The 18,091-nt window shown below is 67.5% G+C and carries 18 protein-coding genes and 1 pseudogene; 7 read left to right on the top strand and 12 right to left on the bottom strand.

The window, feature by feature from the left end; translation table 11 throughout:
• The first annotated feature begins 1 nt into the window (after position 1).
• Both NA10_RS13975 and NA10_RS13980 read left to right on the top strand, forming a co-directional pair.
• Entirely contained in the window at positions 2-1,363 is a 1,362-nt protein-coding gene (locus NA10_RS13975) for an NAD(P)/FAD-dependent oxidoreductase (RefSeq protein WP_174562512.1), read from the top strand.
• A gap of 205 nt (positions 1,364-1,568) precedes the next feature.
• Complete coding sequence (locus NA10_RS13980) at positions 1,569-2,684, top strand: alpha/beta hydrolase family protein (RefSeq protein ID WP_067568158.1); 1,116 nt, start codon at positions 1,569-1,571, stop codon at positions 2,682-2,684.
• A 33-nt stretch (positions 2,685-2,717) separates the two neighbouring features.
• Here the strand turns inward: NA10_RS13980 and NA10_RS13985 are convergent, their stop codons facing one another.
• Both NA10_RS13985 and secY read right to left on the bottom strand, forming a co-directional pair.
• Positions 2,718-3,572: a LuxR C-terminal-related transcriptional regulator gene (locus tag NA10_RS13985; RefSeq protein ID WP_084514631.1), complete on the bottom strand. Its 855-nt coding sequence runs from the start codon at positions 3,570-3,572 to the stop codon at positions 2,718-2,720.
• 17 nt (positions 3,573-3,589) lie between these two features.
• Positions 3,590-4,909 carry a preprotein translocase subunit SecY gene (gene secY, locus NA10_RS13990; RefSeq protein WP_067568160.1) on the bottom strand — a complete coding sequence of 440 codons (1,320 nt, stop codon included), beginning with the start codon at positions 4,907-4,909 and terminating at the stop codon, positions 3,590-3,592.
• A gap of 239 nt (positions 4,910-5,148) precedes the next feature.
• Between secY and NA10_RS13995 the strand changes: the two genes are divergently transcribed.
• The 3 genes and pseudogenes from NA10_RS13995 to NA10_RS14005 all read left to right on the top strand — a co-directional run bounded on the left by NA10_RS13995 (position 5,149) and on the right by NA10_RS14005 (position 7,583).
• Positions 5,149-6,126: a LysR family transcriptional regulator gene (locus NA10_RS13995; protein WP_084514633.1), complete on the top strand. Its 978-nt coding sequence runs from the start codon at positions 5,149-5,151 to the stop codon at positions 6,124-6,126.
• Positions 6,127-6,463: 337 nt separating this feature from the next.
• Positions 6,464-6,652: pseudogene (locus tag NA10_RS35575) on the top strand (DUF1214 domain-containing protein); the annotation flags it as partial.
• A gap of 172 nt (positions 6,653-6,824) precedes the next feature.
• Positions 6,825-7,583, top strand: a complete 759-nt coding sequence (locus tag NA10_RS14005; protein WP_067568164.1) for an SDR family NAD(P)-dependent oxidoreductase — start codon at positions 6,825-6,827, stop codon at positions 7,581-7,583.
• A 28-nt stretch (positions 7,584-7,611) separates the two neighbouring features.
• On the opposite strand, the gene NA10_RS14010 is transcribed toward NA10_RS14005, so the two are convergent.
• Positions 7,612-8,247 (bottom strand): TetR/AcrR family transcriptional regulator, encoded by a 636-nt coding sequence (locus NA10_RS14010; protein WP_157556495.1) that lies wholly within the window; start codon positions 8,245-8,247, stop codon positions 7,612-7,614.
• Positions 8,248-8,437: 190 nt separating this feature from the next.
• Here NA10_RS14010 and NA10_RS14015 point away from each other — a divergent pair, with 190 nt between their 5' ends.
• On the top strand, positions 8,438-8,872 hold the full coding sequence (locus tag NA10_RS14015; RefSeq protein ID WP_174562514.1) for an Hsp20/alpha crystallin family protein: 435 nt from the start codon (positions 8,438-8,440) through the stop codon (positions 8,870-8,872).
• A gap of 616 nt (positions 8,873-9,488) precedes the next feature.
• Here NA10_RS14015 and NA10_RS14020 read toward each other — a convergent pair.
• On the bottom strand, positions 9,489-10,496 hold the full coding sequence (locus tag NA10_RS14020; RefSeq protein ID WP_067568168.1) for an alpha/beta hydrolase: 1,008 nt from the start codon (positions 10,494-10,496) through the stop codon (positions 9,489-9,491).
• Positions 10,497-10,805: 309 nt separating this feature from the next.
• On the opposite strand from NA10_RS14020, the gene NA10_RS37550 reads away from it, so the two are divergent.
• Positions 10,806-10,961 (top strand): DUF6131 family protein, encoded by a 156-nt coding sequence (locus tag NA10_RS37550; RefSeq protein ID WP_169812577.1) that lies wholly within the window; start codon positions 10,806-10,808, stop codon positions 10,959-10,961.
• Between the two features lie 63 nt (positions 10,962-11,024).
• Here NA10_RS37550 and NA10_RS14025 read toward each other — a convergent pair whose 3' ends face one another.
• The 8 genes from NA10_RS14025 to pcaH form a co-directional block, all read right to left on the bottom strand.
• Positions 11,025-11,300, bottom strand: a complete 276-nt coding sequence (locus NA10_RS14025) for a DUF2277 domain-containing protein (protein WP_067568170.1) — start codon at positions 11,298-11,300, stop codon at positions 11,025-11,027.
• Positions 11,301-11,401: 101 nt separating this feature from the next.
• On the bottom strand, positions 11,402-12,574 hold the full coding sequence (locus tag NA10_RS14030) for a 4-hydroxybenzoate 3-monooxygenase (protein WP_067568172.1): 1,173 nt from the start codon (positions 12,572-12,574) through the stop codon (positions 11,402-11,404).
• A gap of 113 nt (positions 12,575-12,687) precedes the next feature.
• On the bottom strand, positions 12,688-13,464 hold the full coding sequence (locus tag NA10_RS14035) for an IclR family transcriptional regulator (RefSeq protein ID WP_067568174.1): 777 nt from the start codon (positions 13,462-13,464) through the stop codon (positions 12,688-12,690).
• Positions 13,465-13,470: 6 nt separating this feature from the next.
• On the bottom strand, positions 13,471-14,292 hold the full coding sequence (locus NA10_RS14040) for an IclR family transcriptional regulator domain-containing protein (protein WP_157556497.1): 822 nt from the start codon (positions 14,290-14,292) through the stop codon (positions 13,471-13,473).
• The gene (gene pcaC / locus NA10_RS14045) at positions 14,289-14,666 is read right to left on the bottom strand and encodes a 4-carboxymuconolactone decarboxylase (protein WP_084514638.1); all 378 of its coding nucleotides are present in this window, start codon (positions 14,664-14,666) and stop codon (positions 14,289-14,291) included. Before pcaC ends, NA10_RS14040 begins: the two co-directional genes overlap by 4 nt.
• Positions 14,663-16,780, bottom strand: a complete 2,118-nt coding sequence (gene pcaB / locus NA10_RS39355) for a 3-carboxy-cis,cis-muconate cycloisomerase (protein ID WP_067568178.1) — start codon at positions 16,778-16,780, stop codon at positions 14,663-14,665. The genes pcaC and pcaB overlap by 4 nt, the downstream gene beginning before the upstream one ends.
• A gap of 26 nt (positions 16,781-16,806) precedes the next feature.
• Positions 16,807-17,367 carry a protocatechuate 3,4-dioxygenase subunit alpha gene (gene pcaG / locus NA10_RS14055; protein ID WP_067568180.1) on the bottom strand — a complete coding sequence of 187 codons (561 nt, stop codon included), beginning with the start codon at positions 17,365-17,367 and terminating at the stop codon, positions 16,807-16,809.
• A complete protein-coding gene (gene pcaH / locus NA10_RS14060; RefSeq protein WP_067568354.1) occupies positions 17,360-18,073 on the bottom strand; it encodes a protocatechuate 3,4-dioxygenase subunit beta in 714 nt (237 codons plus the stop codon). Before pcaH ends, pcaG begins: the two co-directional genes overlap by 8 nt.
• Positions 18,074-18,091: the final 18 nt, after the last annotated feature.

Below are 18,091 nucleotides of genomic sequence, written 5' to 3' on the forward strand. Positions count from 1 at the left end.
GATGGAGCCATCGAGGATCGTGATCATCGGCGGTGGTTTCGCGGGTGTGGAGTGCGCGCGGTATCTGGAACGCCATCTGAAGCCCGAGGAAGCGTTCATCCAACTCATCACGCCCGTGGCGGGATTGCTCTATTTGCCGTTGTTGCCGCAGGTGGCGTCGGGGGTGCTCAATCCGCGGTCGGTGTCGGTATCGCTGCGAAGGGTGCTGCGGCGCACCGAGGTTGTGCCGGGCACCGCCATCGGGGTGGAGCCCACAACGCGGCAGGTCATCGTGCGGCGGCCGACGGGTGGCGAATTCGCGGTCGGATACGACCATCTCGTGCTGGTTCCGGGCAGCATCACCCGGGTGCTCGATGTGCCCGGACTCGACAAGTACGGCTTCGGTATGAAGACCCTCGCCGAGGCCATGCATCTGCGCGATCATGTGCTGCGGCAGCTGGATATCGCCGCGGTGCGCGGTGCGGAGGACGAGGATCGGGAGCGGCTCAACTTCGTCACCATCGGCGCGGGGTACGCGGGCACCGAAACCGCGGCCGTACTCAACAAGGTCACCCAGGCCGCAGCCCGCCGCTACTTCCCGCGGCTGAACCCGGAGATGGTGCGGTGGCATCTGGTCACCCACGGCGACCGGATCATGCCCGAACTGGGCGAGCGACTCGGCACCGAGGTGAAGCGGATTCTGGCCGAACGCGGTATCGAATTGATCTCCGGCGCTTCGGCGCAGGAGGTCACCGCCCACGGCGTCACCCTCACCAACGGCCGCTTCATTCGCACGCGCACGCTGGTGTGGACCGCGGGCATCGCGCCCAGCCCGCTGGCCGGACATCTGGGCGCGGCCACCACCAAGGGCCGCATTGTCGCCGCGGCCGATCTCACCGTGCCCGGGCTGGACGGGGTGTGGGCGTGCGGCGACGCGGCCGCGGTCCCCGACCTGACCGAGGGCGACGGCAAGATCTGCGCGCCCACCGCACAGCACGCCATCCGCCAGGGCCGGCACCTGGCGAAGAACCTGCTCGCGACCCTGCGCGGCGGCACGGTCCAACCGTATCGGCATCCGGACCTCGGCATGGTGGTCGACCTCGGCGGCCGCGATGCCGTGGCCCGCCCCCTCAAAATCGGATTGCGCGGCATCCCAGCACAATTCGCGGCCCGCGGCTACCACCTGATGGCGCTGCGCACCGTCGTCGCCCGCGCCCGCGTCGCCTTCGACTGGACCGTGCACGGCCTCAGCGGCGACGATTTCCTGCGCATCGGCTACGGCGATTACGACGCCCACACCATCGGCGGCTTCGAACAGACCAACTGCTACCTGCCCGCCGAGGAGGTGCCGGTGGCGCTGAAAGCGATCAGCGACACCGACTGACCTCGCACTGACGATTCGGATCGGGTTCGGTATCAGTCGTTTTCGTCGCCGGAGAGGGTGCTTCGGCGCGCCCTCCGACGGCGCCTGCCCGCCGCCGTGGACGCGCTGGTGCGAGCCCTGTCCTGGAGTTGACGCCAAAGATCGCACGCCGATTTCCCAGCGATGGGCGTCGGTCCGGGTGATTGGGGCGCTACGGTTCTCGATCATGTTCGCACTGTCGTTGCGCACGGCGGCCTGCCGCGTCGCCGTTTTCTGCCTGGCGCTGGCAGCGGTCCTGACGAGTCCGCCCGCGACGGCCGAGGTGTCGGTCGGTCTCCTCGACGCGGCGTGGTCGTTCCCCGCCGCCGCGGCCGCGATCGAACTCCGATATACGACGGCGAACCGGTACGGGCAGGCCGCGCCCGCATCGGCCGGGCTGTATCTGCCGCCCGGACTGCCGCCCGCGGGTGGCTGGCCGCTGGTCGTGTGGGCGCACGGCACGGTGGGAGTCGCGGACGGCTGTGCGCCCTCGCACCATCCGCAATCCGAACGCAACCGCGGCTATTTCGGCGAGATACTCGGGAGCGGGTACGCGGTGCTGGCCCCGGACTACCAGGGGCTGGGAACCGGCGGCGGGTTCAGCTACTACAACACGCTCGTGGAAGGCCGCTCGATTCTCGACGCCGTGGCGGCGGTACGCACGACACCCGTTCCGCTGTCCCGCAATTGGGTCGTCATCGGCCAATCCGAGGGCTCGCACGCCGCCCTCAGCGCGGTCTCGCTCTACGACCCCACCGGACCGGCGGCGGGACTGAACGGTGCGGTCGTCACCGGACTGCGGGCCAACACCGGACCGAGCCTGCGCGAGATGTTCCGCAGTTCCTCGACCGGTTCGGCCAACCAAATCGCCTACGCCGCCTACTTTCTGACGGCCCTCCAGCAGCTTCACCCGGATCGGGTGACTCCCTTCCTGTCGGACTTCGGCCGCGACTATGTGGCACAGGCGAATTCGACCTGCCTGGCCGATCTCACCGCCGCGGCGGCCGGTCGGCGTCCGGCCGCCCTGGTCGCCGATCCGGACTCGCCCACACCCACATTCGAGGCCGACATCGCCGAACTGACGGACTTGCGAACCGAGCAACTCCCCATCGATATCGCCATCGGCTACGGCACCGCCGACATCGACGTCGCCCCCACCTGGACCGAACAATTCGGCGACCACCTCCGCACCGCCAACCCCGACATCCAGGTGACCGTCACCCGGTACCCCGGCAAGGACCACAGCGGCGCATTCCTGGCCTCCCTCCCGGACACGCTGGGATTCCTCCGCTCCCATCTGTGAAACCCGAAGCGCCACAGCCACATTGCGGAGTGGTCATGGACGCGCGACGATGTCCGGGACCGAATGCGCCGCACGCGGGACCAGGCGGCGGGCGTGGGCGTACACCGCGGCGTGGACGCGGTCGCGGACACCGAGTTTGGCCAGGACGTTGGAGACATGGGTTTTGACGGTCTGCTCGCCTACGCCCAGGAGTCGGGCGATCTCGGGATTGGTGTAGGCGTTGGCGATCAGAAGCAGGACCTCGTGTTCACGGGCGGTGAGGGTTTCGATTTCCGGGGCGGCGGGGAAGGGGTCGATTCCGGTGGTCAGCCGCTTGATCAGGCGGCGGGTCAGGCTCGGGTCGATCAGCGCGGTGCCGTACGCGACGGTACGGATGGCGGAGATCAAACCCGCCGCCGGCAGCGCCTTGGTGAGGAAGCCGCTGGCGCCGAGAGATAATGCGCGGTACAGGTTTTCATCGGATTCCTGATTGGTGAGGGTGAGAATCCGGGTGCCGCCGTCCGGGGCCGAGTAGTCGAGTCCTGGCATATCCAGGCAAACCAGGGCGACATCGGGCTGGAGCCGCCGAATCTCACGGAGCGCGGCCTCGCCGTCGCCGACCTCGCCCACGCATTCGATATCGGGTTGGGCGCCGATCACCGCGCGCAGACCGGACCGGAAGACCAGATGACCGTCGGCGATCAGCACCGAGATGGTCGACGGGTTCGCGGCCTCGACCGCCGCCGGGGTCCGCACCGCATCCGAGTTCTGCGCTACCGGAAGGGAATTGGGTGGCGCACCGGGCGCCGGTGCGATCGTGCTGCCCACCGACAGCGTCGCCGCGGTAATGGCGAGCGCGAGCGAGGACGCGGCCCGGCGCCGCGGACGTGGCGAGGAATTCGAGGCCATACCCTCCGACTCTAGGTTCAGCGCAGGAAACCTTCGTAGTTCCGGTTCAGCAGCTGGCTTTCGATCTGTTTGACAGTATCCAACCCGACGCTCACCACGATCAGCACCGAGGTGCCGCCCAGCGCCAGCGCCTGCGTCGAATCGGTGGCGCCGAAGTGCAGCAGCAGATTCGGCAGGACGGCGACCGCGCCCAGGTAGAGCGCGCCGGCCGGGGTGATGCGGCTCAGCACGTGACCGAGATAGTCCGCGGTCGGCTTACCGGGGCGATATCCCGGGATGAACCCGGCGAATTTCTTCATCTCCTCGGCGCGCTCTCGCGGATCAACGGTGATCGCCACATAGAAATAGGTGAAGAACACGATCAGCGTGAAGTAGATCCCGACATAGACCGGACCGCTCGGATTGGTCAGATACTTCTGGATCAACTCCTGCCACCTCGCCGGACTCCCCGAATCCTTCCGGGTCAACTGCGCCAGCAGATTCGGCAGATACAGCAGCGAGGATCCGAAGATCACCGGGATGACCCCTGCCTGATTCACCTTCAACGGCAGATACGTGGACGAACCGCCGTACTTCTTGCGGCCGACCACTCGTTTGGCGTACTGCACCGGAATACGGCGCTGCCCCTGCTCCACGAAGATCACGCCGACAATGGTCAGCAGCGCCGTACCGCAGATTCCGGCGAAGACCAGCACACCCTTGCCGTCCAGCAGCGCCATGCCCTGCGAGGGGATGCGCGCCGCGATCCCTGCGAAGATCAAGAGCGACATGCCGTTTCCCACACCGCGTTCGGTGATCAACTCGCCGAACCACATGACCAGCGCCGCGCCCGCGGTCATGACCACTACGAGGCAGATCATCGCGAGCAGCGAGCGGTCCGCCAGCGCGCTCCGGGGGCATCCGCGCAGCAGTCCGCCGTGCGCGGCCAATGCCACCAGCGTCGAAGCCTGCAATACCGCCAGCGCGACGGACAGGTACCGGGTGTACTGCGTGATTGTGTTCTGTCCGGTCTGTCCTTCTTTGCGCAGTTCTTCGAATCGCGGGATCACCGCGGCCAGCAATTGGGTGATGATGCTCGCGGTGATGTACGGCATGATGCCGATCGCGAAGACCGAAAGCTCCAGCAGCGCACCACCGGACATGAGATTCACGAGTTGGTAGATACCGGCGGAGTCACCGCCCTGTGCGAGGTCGAGGCATTCGCGCACCGCCGGGTAGTCGACGCCCGGCGACGGTAGTCTCGCGCCCAGCCGATACAGTGCGAGCAGACCCAGCGTGAGCAGAATCCGCTGCCGCGGCTCCGGGGTCCGCATAGCCGGTATGAAGGCGGAAAGCACGAATCCTCCTGTGCACGAATCGGTTACACAGGCGAATCCCGCTCGGAGCGGTATCGGACGAGCCTGCCGGGGCCCTCGACGCTACGGACTCCGCACCGCCGCTCACGTCGCCCGGGAGACGGACTTCCACCTCCCTCGACAGGGGGATATCGGGAATGTAAGGCACATACCTGATACCGCATCGGGCGCGGGCTTCCTACGCTCTGTCACGCAGCTGGTCACATCGAGGACAGGAACCCATGACCATTCCGATGAACCTCAACACCACGCGCACCGAGACCCCGCTCGTACCCGGGCGAAAATCGATGGAGCTGTACGAGATCGAGGCCTTCCTCGCGCTGGCGGACCATCTGCACTTCGGGCGTGCCGCCGAACAACTGCGGGTGTCCTCCGGCCGCGTCACCCAGACAATCCGGCAATTGGAGCGCAGCGTCGGCGCGCGACTGTTCGACCGCACCACCCGCCGCGTCGCGCTGACCGCCATCGGACATCAACTCCTCACGGATCTGCGCCCTGCCCACGAAACGGTTCAGCGAGCGCTGCAACGTGCCATCGCCGCTGGTCGCGGCGTCGACGGTGAGCTGACCGTCGGCTTCCTCGGGGCCGCGGCCGGGCAGCTGACCTATGCGGTGGGCGAGAAGTTCCGGGCCGCGTATCCGCAGACCACGCTCACCATCAAGGAGGTGTTCCGCGGTGGCGGCGTGGACGATTGGCTCGGCGACGACTGCGATATGGTGCTGGCCGGTCGGCCGATCACCAACCCCGCCTTGACCCTGGGCCCGGTATTGATCGCCGAGCGCCGCATGCTGGCCGTCTCGATCCGGCATCCGCTCGCCGCCCGCGCCGCCGTCGATCTCGAAGACCTCGGCGAGGTACGACTGCTGCGTGTTCCCAAATCCTGGCCGTCCGCACTGGTGGCGGACCTGAACCCCGAGACCACACCCGGCGGTCGCCCGATCACCCACGGCGAACGCGCCAATACGCTCGAGGAGCTGCTGGCGATGACCGGAATCGGCGCGGGCGGCTTCCTCATCGGAGACCGCACCGCGCGCTGTCACCCCCGCCCCGGCGTCACCTACATCCCGCTGCGCAATGCCGCACCGATCGAATCGGGTTTCCTCTGGCGAACCTCCCACGAGACGGCCAGGATTCGAGCCTTCAGCGAATCCGCCGTCGCCCACAGTGGATTGAACAGCAGCCTCCGCCGAGTCGTCTGACAGGCAAGCTCCTTTCGCACTGGCGAGTGGCCGCCCCGAATTGGGTCGAACCCGCTGTGGACCGCGTTGCCGGGGCTGTGCGAAGCCCTGAATGTTACTTACAGATAAGGAGTATGCCCAGGTTCTCTATCGAATGCGGCCGGTTGTTCCGGCTCTATCGCGAAGGAGATTCCGTGAGGCACGCTTTCGACGGGAAATGCTGGCGGCGCGCTCATCGTCACCGCGGCGGCGTGCTCGGACAAGGGCGATAGCACATCCTCGAACAATGGGGGTGGACGCCGGTCATCGACGCTTCCGGCTCCCGGACGACCGGTGAGAAGGCGGGAAAGCATCTTCTGACGGGTCACTGACCTTCTACCTCCAGAACGAATCCTCCGGCACCGACAAGGAAGCCGACTGGCTACCGGTCCCCCAGGGCAACCTCGTACTGACCCTGCGCGTGTACTGGCCGACGGAATCCCCGCCGTCGATCCTCCCACCGGGCAAGGGACAGTGGGAAATCCCGAAGGTAATCAAGTCCGCCTGAGCCGTCGACAAGGTTCAGCTCAGGGCGATATAGCGTCTGTAGCAGCACGTTTCACGGCGGATGACCACCGCTGAGCCTTCCAGTTCTCCGCCCTGCGGAATAGGTCTCGGGACGCGGCGGGTTGCCACCCGACGCGGGACCGCCGGGGTTCCGATCCGGGTGAAGGAGAAATATGTCCGAGCAGACTTTCGACGGTCAATTCATTGTCGTCACCGGCGGCGGTACCGGGATCGGGCGGGCCGCCGCAACGGCGTTCGCGGAGCAGGGCGCGGCCGGTGTCGTCATCACCGGGCGGCGACGCGAAACCCTCGATGTTGCGGCAGCCGCGCATCCGGCGCTGATCCCGGTGGTCGCCGATGTCACCACCGCCGAGGGCGCGAACGCGGTCGCGGACGCGGTACGAGCGCACGGCGGCCGGCTCGACGTGCTGGTGCACAATGCCGGGATCTTCCGGAACACCCCGCTCGATGACCTGGACGAGGCCGCGGTACGGGAGCAGTGGGAGACCAATGTGATCGCCCCGACCCTGCTGACCGGAGAACTGCTGCCACTGCTGACCTCCCCCGGCGGGAATATCGTTGTGGTTTCCAGTATTTCAGCCCGTATGGCCGGACCGGGGTCGTCGGTCTACTCCGCCAGCAAGGCGGCCGTGGACAGCCTGATCCGCAGTTGGGCGGTGGAACTCGGGCCGCGGGGAATCCGGGTCAACGGTGTCGCGCCCGGTCAGGTCGACACCCCCATTCTCGGCGTCGGAGGGATGTCGGACATCGCTGTCGCCGACTGGTATTCGACGTACGCGGCGTCGGTGCCGGCGGGCCGGATCGGACGCGTCGAGGACATCGCCTCCTGGATCACCCGCCTCGCCGAACCCGCGAGCTCCTTCGTCACCGGTGAGGTGATCACCATCGACGGCGGAAAACTGTTGGTGTAGAACACGACCCGGCGTCAACGCCCCGCACTCACGCAGGCACGCCACCGCCCGTGTGCAGCGGGGGTTTGAGTGCCAGTTGAACACCGGACAGGCCGCTCCAGCACAGATCCGCGGTGGTGGTGATGGCATCGGGTTTGGGTAGGGGCTTGCCGGTGGCCACCCAATCGCGCGCGCACGACTGTGCGATGGCCACCACCTCCGCCGCGATCAACCAGCCCAGTTCGGGCCGTGCCAATGGATACGGCGCCAGAGCCGCGATCAAGGTGTCGGTGCACAGGGTCGCGGCCTGATGGGCGGTGCGCTGCGCGGCGGGCTCTTCGGCCAGGGCCGCGCCGCCCAGTAGGGCGGCGCTGCGCGGATGGGTGTCGGCGAACTCGAATACCGCCGACACCGTGGCCGTCACGACCGCCCGCATCCCCCGGGCCGGGGCCAGTGCGGTGGTGAGCGTGGCTTCCAAGTCCCGCACCGCTTCGTGCAGCACCACCAGGTACAGTTCCAGCTTGCTCGAAAACGCCTTGTACAGCACGGGTTTGCTGATCCCGGCCCGGCAGGCGATCTCCTCCATACTCGCCGCCCGATAACCGCACGCGGCGAACAATCCGGCAGCCGCGGCCACGACCACCCGTCGACGCTCCTGCCGGGCCCGCGACATTGTTCTGTCCACCGCCGCCACCTCCTGGTGCACACCCTAACCGGTGCACGCCGATCGCGAGCCTGGGTCCCGTTGGCCGGATCGAATCAGAACCCGAAATTTCTCGAGCTCGGACTCTTGCACTGATCTTCACCCGGTGCTAAAACAAATCTATGTCAGGTATGACAGATTATCTGATCGGTCGAAGGAAAGATTGAAGGAAGTGGAGGTGGCGACCATGCTGATGCGTAGCGATCCGTTCCGCGATTTGGACAGGTTGGCGCAGCAGATGCTCGGCACCGCCGCCCACCCGGCGGTGATGCCGATGGACGCGTGGCGGGACGGCGATGAGTTCGTGGTCGAACTGGATCTACCCGGGATCGACACCAAGTCCCTGGATCTGGATATCGAACGCAATGTGGTGACCGTGCGCGCCGAGCGCGCGGAACTCGATCCCGGTCGAGCCATGCTCGCCGCGGAACGCGCCCGCGGGATGTTCAGCCGGCAACTGTTCCTGGGTGACGGCCTGGACACCGACCACATTCGCGCCGATTACACCGATGGCGTACTGCGCCTGTCGATTCCGGTCGCCGAACAAGCCAAACCCCGCAAGATCGAAATCGAGCACAGCGACCGGCATCGCGCCATCAACGCCTGAGAACCCCGCGCCGCGCGCGGATTTCACGCCGGAGGTCGACGATGATCGCGCCCGATACCCGTATCTCCCCGATCGACGAACTCGATACCGCCCTGTTGCTGCTGGATCCGGACCTGGCGCCGTTATTCGACGAGGTGGAGCGGATTCTGTGCGAAGCCCCGGCGCGGGCGCGGGGCACGCGAAGCGCCGCGATCCCGGATCCCGGCCCGCATCCGGGCCACACGCGGATCCCGATCGCGCCGAAATCCTCGCGAAGCGGGCGCCGACCTGCCCCGCGAGGGCCTAGGCAGCGGGGACCACCCGCACCGCATCCGCGCGGATACACAGGTGATCTCGAAGGGAGGTGACATCTCTTTCCGATTCAGTCGTATGCATGGACCGCGGCGGTGGCCGTGCGCGCTCACCCTCACTCGCGGCACGGCCCCCCGTCGGATTCCCGCGGTGAAAACGCCGCGGGCGCGTCACTCGTCCTCGAAATGCCGTCACCGGTGACGGTGCGCCCGCCGCGTACTCGGGCGCGAACTGGGGTCTGCTGACAACCAGACCGAACAGTCGCACGCTATGGGCGTACCCGGGCGCGGCGAGACAAACCGTCCGATGGCGCACCCGCTCTTCGCTAGCGGACTTCGCTGCCGATCGTCTGCGCCAGGAAAGGCCAGGCGCGCCGCATCTCCTCCTCCCAGTAGCCCCAGGAATGCGTACCCACCGGACGATCATCGAAGGTGACCGGAATATTCAACTCGTGCAACCGATTTGCCATATTCACGGTGCAGTAGTGGATAGCCGCTTCGATCGGTCCGCCGAATCCAATCTGCACGGGTAGTGGGATGCGGCCGTCCAGCACCCGCGGATCGGCGGGTGTGTCGTACGGCGCGGCCGGAATGCCGCTGCCGGCACTCAAATACACGGCGGTCCCGCGCAATCGGTCGGCGTTCACGAGCGGATCATTCGCGCGCCACAGCGGCCCATCGGCCGGACCCCACATATTCGCGACACTCTGTCCGCCGCCCCAGTTCTCGACCGTGAGCCGCACGAATTCATGGCCGACGGCATCCGAGGTCTGCGGGCAACCACTGTAGGACGCCACGCTGTTCCAGAAGCCGGGTTTGGCGATCGCGAGGTTCAGCGCCGAGGTGCCGCTCATCGACACCCCGACCAGTGTGCGATTTCCATTGGCGCCCAAGTACTTCTCGATGACCGGCGGCAACTCGTCATCGAGAAAGGTCTGCCACTTGTTCCGCCCGAGGACCGCGTCATCGCGGAGCCAATCCGTGTAATAGGAATTGCTGCCACCGACGGGGGTCACGACATTGAGATCCTTGCCGCGGAGGAAATCCACCGTATCGGTCTGCGCGTCCCACCCGCTGTTGTTCGGTCCGCCACCGGAGCCGTTGAGCAGGTACATGATCGGCCGCGGCCGCGTCGTATCGGCCGCCCGAAGGACCTGTATCGGAATCGCCCGGTCCATGGCGGGCGAGAACACCATCACGGTCTGCTGCCGGTCGCCCACATCCGCCACCGAGACGATGCGGGACTCGGCGGGCGCCGCGACTGCCGGGTACACCGCACCCGCCAGCCCGGCGATCACCAGTCCCCCGGTGCACGCCCAGCGCGCCACCGCCATCCGTGTCGATCGATATGTTCTCAAGGCCGGGAATCCCTCTCGTCAGCTCACGGCGAATGCCGGAGGGCGCGGTGCCGGGAGCGAACCGCATGCCGACGGCGGCTCGAGCTCGGCGCTGTCCGACCGTCCCGTTCGGAACGGCCAGGGAGGGTATCGGAGCGGACCCGCGATCGGATTGGTGGACGGCCACGGCGGGGCGCTGACCAGGTCGGGCGGTCGAACCCGAATCCTCGTCGCTTGCCCGATGTTTCAACGGTTGCATTCGGGGAACAGCGGTCCTGTCATTGCAATCAGTTCAAAGGAACCCACATGATCGCGCTCGGAATCATCCTCCTACTGGCCGGAATCCTGCTCGGCATCCCGATCCTGACAACGCTCGGCATCATCGCGCTTGTCGTCGGCCTGGCCCTGATGCTGCTCGGCGCCACAGGACGCGCGGTCGGCGGACGCCGCCACTACTACTGATCCCGCTGCTCGAAGAGCACCTGGGACGCGTAAACCCCCTTCCGGCCGAGGCCGGAAGGGGGTTTACGTCCGTGGGGTGTAGCGAACGGCAGCGCGGGCCTTGGCTTTGGCGGCCTCGACGGCGCGGTCCTTGGGCGGGGCGTTGGTGGTGAGTCCCGCGAGGAGTTTGCCGGTCGCGGCGGCGATCTCTTCGATCGCGAGGTCGAAGGCGGCCTGGTTGGCCTGGGAGGGTTTGGTGGTTCCGCTGATCTTGCGGACGTATTGCAGGGCTGCCGTGTGTACCTCGTCCGCGGTGGCCGGCGGCTCGAAATTGTGCAGGGTGTGAATGTTGCGGCACATGCCCGTGAGCCTACGCCCGGGAGAACTGGGAGGGTCCGGACACCGTTCAGCGACCTCGATACTGCCCGCGAGGTCGGTTCATGCCGCAGCGGCAGTCCGCGTCAGGCCGTTTCGATCGAGGTGCCCGTGTAGTTCTCGGCGAGTTCGGTTGCCGCATGGGTCGATTGGGCTATGCGGCGAAGCTGCGCGAGTTGCAGTTCACCGTCGAAATCATCGCCGTGGCGGTGCAGCATGGTGGTCATCCACCAGGAGAAGTGGGTCGCGCGCCAGACTCGGCGCAGGGCGGTGGCGGAGTAGGCGGCCGCGGCGCGTTCGTCACCGGCGCCGAGCCAGGCGGTGAGTGCCTCGGCCAGGACAGCGACATCGGCCACCGCCAGATTGAGTCCCTTGGCACCGGTGGGCGGCACGATGTGGGCGGCATCGCCGGCGAGGAACAGGCGACCGTGGCGCATGGGTGCGGTGACGTGGCTGCGCATGGGCAGGACGCTCTTCTCGGTGATCGTCCCGGTGCGCAGTGTCCAGCCGTCGATGTGCAGGCGTTCGGCGAGCGCGGCCCAGATGCGGTCGTCACTCCATTCGGCGATATCTTCCTCGGGGCGGACCTGGAGGTAGAAGCGGCTCACCGCGGGTGATCGCATGCTGTGCAGGGCGAAGCCGTCCTCGTGCCAGGCGTAGATGAGTTCGTCGGTCGACGGGGCGACCTCGGCGAGTACCCCCAGCCAAGCGAAAGGGTATGTCCTTTCCCATGTCCGGCGCACCGAGGCGGGGATCGCCTGTCTGCTCGGGCCGTGGAAGCCGTCGCAGCCGACGATGACATCGGCGTCGATGCGGCGCGCCACGCCGTGCTCGTCACGGAAGGTGATGTGTGGTCGATCCGAATCCACCTCGTGGACACCGACATCGGTGACTTTGTAGTGGATCCGCTGACCGGCCGCCGCACGCGCCGCCATCAGATCGGCGGTGACCTCGGTCTGCCCGTACACCCACACCGAACGCCCGATGAGGTCGGCGAAGTCCACCTGATGGCGCGTGCCGGGCCATTGCAGATAGATGCCGCGGTGCTCGATCGCCGTGTGCGCCAGTCGATCTCCCACACCGGCCGCGCGCAGCACATCGACCGTGGTCGATTCGAGAATTCCGGCGCGGATACGACCCGCCACATGCTCGGCGCTCTGCCGCTCGATCAGCACCGATTCGATACCCGAGCGATCCAGCAGCTGTGCGAGCAGCAGACCCGCGGGTCCCGCACCGATGATTCCGACCCGTGTGCGCATCGCGCGAACCTCTCAGCGAAATCGACCGCGCGACGAGCTTCACCGCGCACCCCACCGCCGTGGTGAGGCGATCCCAGCATTGCGCCGATCACACCCGAGGCGACAGGCGATTCCTATTGAATGAGAGCCGAATCCGCACTCGGGGCGAAGCCCAGAGCACGCGATATCCCGTGCCCGGCCGCGCGCACCGCCGGAACGTACGTGCGGGCGGACTCGTCGTTCGGCACGATCAGCGACAGCGCCGCGACGATCCGACCGCCACCGGCCCGCAGTGGCACCGCGATCGCGGCGGCCGGTTCATTGACGTGACCGGCGCAGAACGCCACCCCGGTTCGCCGAACCTCGCACAGGGCCGCCCGCAGCGCGGCGGGTTCGGTCAGGGTGTGCGGGGTGAGCGCACGCAACGGCCCGCACAGGACGGCCCGCTGTAGTTCGCCCGGGGCATGGGCGAGCAATACCAGCCCCGGCGCTGCGGCATGCAGCGGCAATCTTCCGGCGAGGTGGCTCTGATTCGGCACCGCGCCCGGCGCGGAAAGCCGCTCGATATAGAGCACGTCGCGATCCTGGAGCACACCCAACTGCACATGCTGGCCGACAACCGCGTGCAAATCGGTCATGAAAGGCATTGCGGCGGCGCGTAATCCGAGGGTTGGGGCGGCGCGTGCGGTCAATTCCCACAACCGAACACCGACCCGGATGCGGCGGTCCGGGGTTCGGCGCAGCCACCCGTAGCCGATCAGCTCGTGCACCAATCGCGAGGCCGTCGCCAACGGCAGGTCGCTGCGCCGCGCCAGTTCCGACATGGTGAGGGCGGGCTCATCCGAACCGAACGCCTCGTAGATGCGAACCACCCGGGAGAGCACGGATTCACCGCTGGCGGATCTTGCCATCGCGAATCAGCCCAGGCGGGTAGTCGGCTGGGCCACGGTCAAATCGGCTTCGATGGCCCGCGCCGCGGTATGCAGGAGCGGAAGCAGATCGGTGCGAATATCCTCCAGGCTGCGACGGGTGGCATGGGTGGAGATGTTCACCGCGGCGACGACTCGGCCGGAGCTGTCGCGCACGGGCGCCGCGGCCGAGCGCAGCCCCTCCTCCAGCTCCTGATCGACGATTGAATATCCCTGTGCCCGAACAGCTTCCAGCTCAGCGCGCAGTTCGGACTCATCCGTGAGGGTATTCGGGGTGAATCGTCGCAGCGATGTCTCGGTCAGATAGTCGTCGAGTTCCCGGGCCGAGAGGCCCGCCAGCAGCACATGGCCCATCGACGTGGCGTAGGCCGGGAATCGCGTACCGATATTGATGCTGACGGTCATGATCCGGGACGCCGCGACGCGCGCTATGTACACCACATCCGGGCCGTCCAGGACCGAGACCGAGGTCGATTCCCGCATCCGCGCGGAGAGTTCCTCCAGGTGCGGCAGCGCCACCTCCGGCAGCGTCATGCCGGAGAGGTACGAATAGCCCAGTTCCAGCACCTTCGCGGTCAACGAGAATCGTTTGCCGTCGGTGCGGACGTAGCCGAGATCGACCAGGGTGAGCAGAAATCGCCGCGCGGCCGCCCGCGTGAGACCGGTGGCACGGGCGACGTCGGAGAGCGTGAGCTCGGGTGTCCGCGCGCCGAACGCCTTGATGACAGCGAGCCCTCGCTCGAGCGACTGCACATGGTGCGCACCGCGACCGGCCGAGTCGACCGGACCGTCGAGCTCATCGGTGGTCATTCGCATCCTTCCTCGGCCAATACCCGCTGCCCGATCGCGAACGCGGCGTTCGCCGCCGGCACTCCCGCGTACGCCCCGGTGTGCAGCAGCACCTCGGCGATCTCGGCCGGGGTGAGGCCGTTGCCGAGTGCGGCGCGCACATGCATCGCGATCTCCTCGTGCCGCCCGAGGGCGGTGAGCACGGCCAGGGTAACGCAGCTGCGGGTGCGCCGATCCAGTCCCGGGCGGGTCCAGATCGCTCCCCACACCGATTCGGTGATGTACTCCTGGAAGGGCCTGGTGAAGTCGGTGGTTCGACTCACGGCTCCGTCGACGTGGGCGTCGCCAAGCACCTCCCGGCGGACTCGCATACCGTCATCGGCGCGGTTGTTCACGAATTCTCCTTCAGATGGGCAAGAATCAGCTCGCTGACCCGCTGCGGGGATTCGACATTGGCCAAATGCGCTCCCGGACCGACGATTTCGTGTCGGGCCCGCGGGATGGCCGTGGCAATGCGGTGGCCGTGCTCGGGCGGAGTGGCGGGGTCATCCGCGCCCGAGATCACCAGCGTGGGGGCCGTGATCCGCCCCAAATCACCGGCGATGTCCATGGTTTGGATCGCCTCGCAACATGATGCGTAGCCTTCCGCTGCTTGACCGGCGATCATGTCCGCGAAGTACCGCACCCGTTCGGGGTGCGCCGCACGCCATTCGAGGGTGAACCAGCGCGCCACAGATACCTCCGCGATGACCGCGGCGCCTGCGGCCCGCACCGCCGCCGCTCGCTCGGACCAGGCCGCGGCCGGGAGCTCGACCGAGGTACAGCACAGGGTGAGACTTCGAATGCGTTGCGGCGCATACTCACCCAGCCATGCCCCGACCATGCCGCCCAGTGACAGACCGACCCAGTGCGCGTCCTCGATGCCGAGCCGTCCGAGCAGAGCGAGTGCATCCGCCCCGAGATCGGCCATACGGTACGGACCCGGTGGCACGGGCGAATCTCCGTGCCCCCGATGGTCATAACGCAGCACCCGATAGCCCGCGGCCGCCAGCGCCGCGGCCTGCGGCTCCCACATACGCAGATCGCTGCCGATGGAGCCGCTCAAGACCACCGGCTCACCGTCTTCGGGGCCATCCAGGACGTAATTCACCGAAACCGCCACCCGGGCACGGTCTTTCCACTCGCTCAGCGCTCGATCGACGAACTGCCGGGCGGACCCCAGATACCGTGCGGGGTCGAGCAGTGCCGCGATCCGGTCGCGATCCAGGAACGGATTGATCAGCGGATCGGAAGCCAGCCGCTCGATGAAATCGGCATCGGCCCCCGGCGCGGCATGAGCGGCGATGGCATCGGCAGCCCGCTGGCGGCCGACCGCGCCGTCGGAGGCGTCGACCAGGGCGATCGCGACGTTCTCCGCCAACAGGACCGGACCTGTGCGATCCAGATTGGCGCGCATTCGAACCGTATCGATCCGCAGTCGATCGAGGCTCGTGCGCAGCCAGTGCACGGCGGAGCCGGTGGTGCGCAACAGCTCTGTATAGGGCCGCCATTCCGCGTGCCAGGCCCCTACGGCCCGTTGCTGCTCCTGGACCGCCGCGGTCAGCAGAGTCGAGACCAGACCGGGACCGGCGGCGGCCGAGCCCGCGGCGAGTACCGCCGCGACCGGATTTCGCTTGTGCGGCATGGTCGATGAACCGCCGGTCCCGGGCGGCCCCTGCTCACCGACCTCGGCGACTTCGGTCTGCGCCAGCAGGGCGATATCGCGGGCGATCTTGCCGATCGCCCCGCAGGTCTGGCCGAGCGCGCCGGCGATCTCGGTGATCCGACCGCGTTCGGTATGCCACGGCATCGCCGGATCGGCCAGCCCCAGTCGCCGCGCGAGGTCGGCGCGGACCTCGATTCCCTTGTCGCCCAGGCCCGCCAGGGTGCCGACCGCACCGCCGAACTGCGCGGCCAATCGGTGCGCGCGCACCTCGCTCAGACGATCCAGTGCCGCCGCGACGCCGCCGAGCCATCCGGCCGCGGTGAGTCCGAAGGTCACCGGCGGGCCCTGCTGCAGCAGGCTGCGGCCGACCTGGAGGGTGCCCGCATGGGTCTCGGCGAGCTGCGCGAGCCGCTGCGCGCAGACGGTCAGATCCACGATGAGCAGGTCCAGGGCTCGCGCTGTCACCAGCATGGCGGCCGAGTCCAGGGCATCCTGACTGGTGGCCCCGAGATGAACGTAGCCCGCGGCCTCCGGTGCGACCCGCGCGGTGAGCGCGCGCACCAGCGGACCCGCGGGATTGCCGATGGCGACGGCCTCCCGCCCGAGCTCGGCGACATCGTAAAGCGCCGCGTCACAACGGCTTACGATCGCGTCGGCGGCTCGGCGCGGAATCACGCCCGCCGTCCCGGACGCACACGCGAGCGCCGCCTCGAAATCGAGCATGCCCTGCACCCAGGCTCGATCGCCGACCGCCTCGGCAACCGGCCCGGCGGCGAGTACGCCGTCGAACAATCCGTCAGACATCGCTCGACGCCTCCTCGAACACGGTTCTACACATCGAAGAACACCGTCTCGTCGGCGCCTTGGACGCGGATGTCGAAGCGGTAACCGTCCGGTGCGGATTGCGCCACCAGCGTCGAGCGCCGAGGTGGCGGAACACTGCCGATCACCGGATCAGCGGCGTTGATCCGCGAATTTCCCGGGAAATAGATCCGAGTCACCAGGCGATGCAGCAGGCCGCGCGCGAACACCGAGACATCGATGTGCGGAGCCTGGGGACGACCGTCCCGCGCGGGCACAGTCCCGGGGAGCACCGTATAGATGGCGAATTCGCCGAGTCGAGTATCGCTGCGCCCGAACCCTTTCCAGCCGTGTGCCCGGCCCCGCATCTCATGTGGATGGTCGAACCGCCCCGCCGGATCGGCCTGCCAGGTCTCGATCAGGGCATCGGGCATCGGCTGCCCGGCGCCGTCCAGCACCGCGCCCCGGATCCAGAACGCGCCGGGGGTTCCCTCGGGCACCACCAGGCTGCCGTCGCGGCCCCAGTCCAAGCCGATATGCAGGTACGGGCCGACGGTCTGCGAGGGTGTACTCGGCAGCGCCTCAGTCATCATGGGGTTCCTCGAACGGGGTGGCGTGGCGGCCGCGCACGACGATGTCGAACTCGAAAGCCAGCGCCCAGTTCGGCCTGCTGCGTTCCAGACTGAACGTCGAAATCAGCCGGGGCCGTGCGGCTTCGGGGGTGGCGTTGTAGATGGGATCCTGCAAGAACAGCGGATCGTCCGGAAAGTACATCTGGGTGACCAGCCGCTGGGTGAAGGCGCGGCCGAATACCGAGAAGTGGATATGGGCGGGCCGCCAGGCATTGTGGTGATTACCCCACGGGTACGCGCCGGGTTTGACGGTGACGAATTCGTAGCGGCCGTGCGCGTCGGTGAGGGTGCGCCCGACGCCGTCGAAGTTCGGGTCCAGCGGAGCGTCCCAGCGATCACCGAGATGGCGATAGCGCCCGGCGGCATTGGCCTGCCAGATCTCGATGAGCGAGTTCGGAATCGGGCGGCCGTCGCCGTCCAGCAGTCGGCCGAAGACCAGGATCTTCTGACCGATCGGGTCATCGCGATGCTGGAAGGTCAGGTCGTGATCGCCCGGACGGACCAGGTCGCTGCCCAGCACCGGACCGGTGATCTCGGTCAGCGTCTGCGGCAGCAGCACCAACGGCTGTTTGGGATGACGCAGTGCGGTCGACCGGTAGTCGGGGAAGTCCAGTGATGGATGAGTGCCCGTGGGGTCCGGCCGGTAGCCCGCCATCGCCGCCATTGCCCGGTGGTCCTTCGC

This window comes from Nocardia acidivorans NBRC 108247 (assembly GCF_001625085.1).
In the GTDB taxonomy this organism is placed as follows: Bacteria; Actinomycetota; Actinomycetes; order Mycobacteriales; family Mycobacteriaceae; genus Nocardia; species Nocardia acidivorans.

Bases quoted from the DNA above. Each gene is read 5' to 3' on its own strand.
- NA10_RS14020 (WP_067568168.1), bottom strand. From the start codon at position 10,496: ATGGCGGTGGCGCGCTGGGCGTGCACCGGGGGACTGGTGATCGCCGGG.
- pcaH (WP_067568354.1), bottom strand. From the start codon at position 18,073: ATGGCGGCGATGGCGGGCTACCGGCCGGACCCCACGGGCACTCATCCA.
- pcaG (WP_067568180.1), bottom strand. From the start codon at position 17,367: ATGACTGAGGCGCTGCCGAGTACACCCTCGCAGACCGTCGGCCCGTAC.
- NA10_RS14030 (WP_067568172.1), bottom strand. From the start codon at position 12,574: ATGCGCACACGGGTCGGAATCATCGGTGCGGGACCCGCGGGTCTGCTG.
- NA10_RS13995 (WP_084514633.1), top strand. From the start codon at position 5,149: ATGACCATTCCGATGAACCTCAACACCACGCGCACCGAGACCCCGCTC.
- NA10_RS37550 (WP_169812577.1), top strand. From the start codon at position 10,806: ATGATCGCGCTCGGAATCATCCTCCTACTGGCCGGAATCCTGCTCGGC.
- pcaB (WP_067568178.1), bottom strand. From the start codon at position 16,780: ATGTCTGACGGATTGTTCGACGGCGTACTCGCCGCCGGGCCGGTTGCC.
- NA10_RS14040 (WP_157556497.1), bottom strand. From the start codon at position 14,292: ATGACCACCGATGAGCTCGACGGTCCGGTCGACTCGGCCGGTCGCGGT.
- NA10_RS14025 (WP_067568170.1), bottom strand. From the start codon at position 11,300: ATGTGCCGCAACATTCACACCCTGCACAATTTCGAGCCGCCGGCCACC.
- NA10_RS13975 (WP_174562512.1), top strand. From the start codon at position 2: ATGGAGCCATCGAGGATCGTGATCATCGGCGGTGGTTTCGCGGGTGTG.
- NA10_RS14005 (WP_067568164.1), top strand. From the start codon at position 6,825: ATGTCCGAGCAGACTTTCGACGGTCAATTCATTGTCGTCACCGGCGGC.
- NA10_RS13980 (WP_067568158.1), top strand. From the start codon at position 1,569: ATGTTCGCACTGTCGTTGCGCACGGCGGCCTGCCGCGTCGCCGTTTTC.
- NA10_RS13985 (WP_084514631.1), bottom strand. From the start codon at position 3,572: ATGGCCTCGAATTCCTCGCCACGTCCGCGGCGCCGGGCCGCGTCCTCG.
- NA10_RS14035 (WP_067568174.1), bottom strand. From the start codon at position 13,464: ATGGCAAGATCCGCCAGCGGTGAATCCGTGCTCTCCCGGGTGGTTCGC.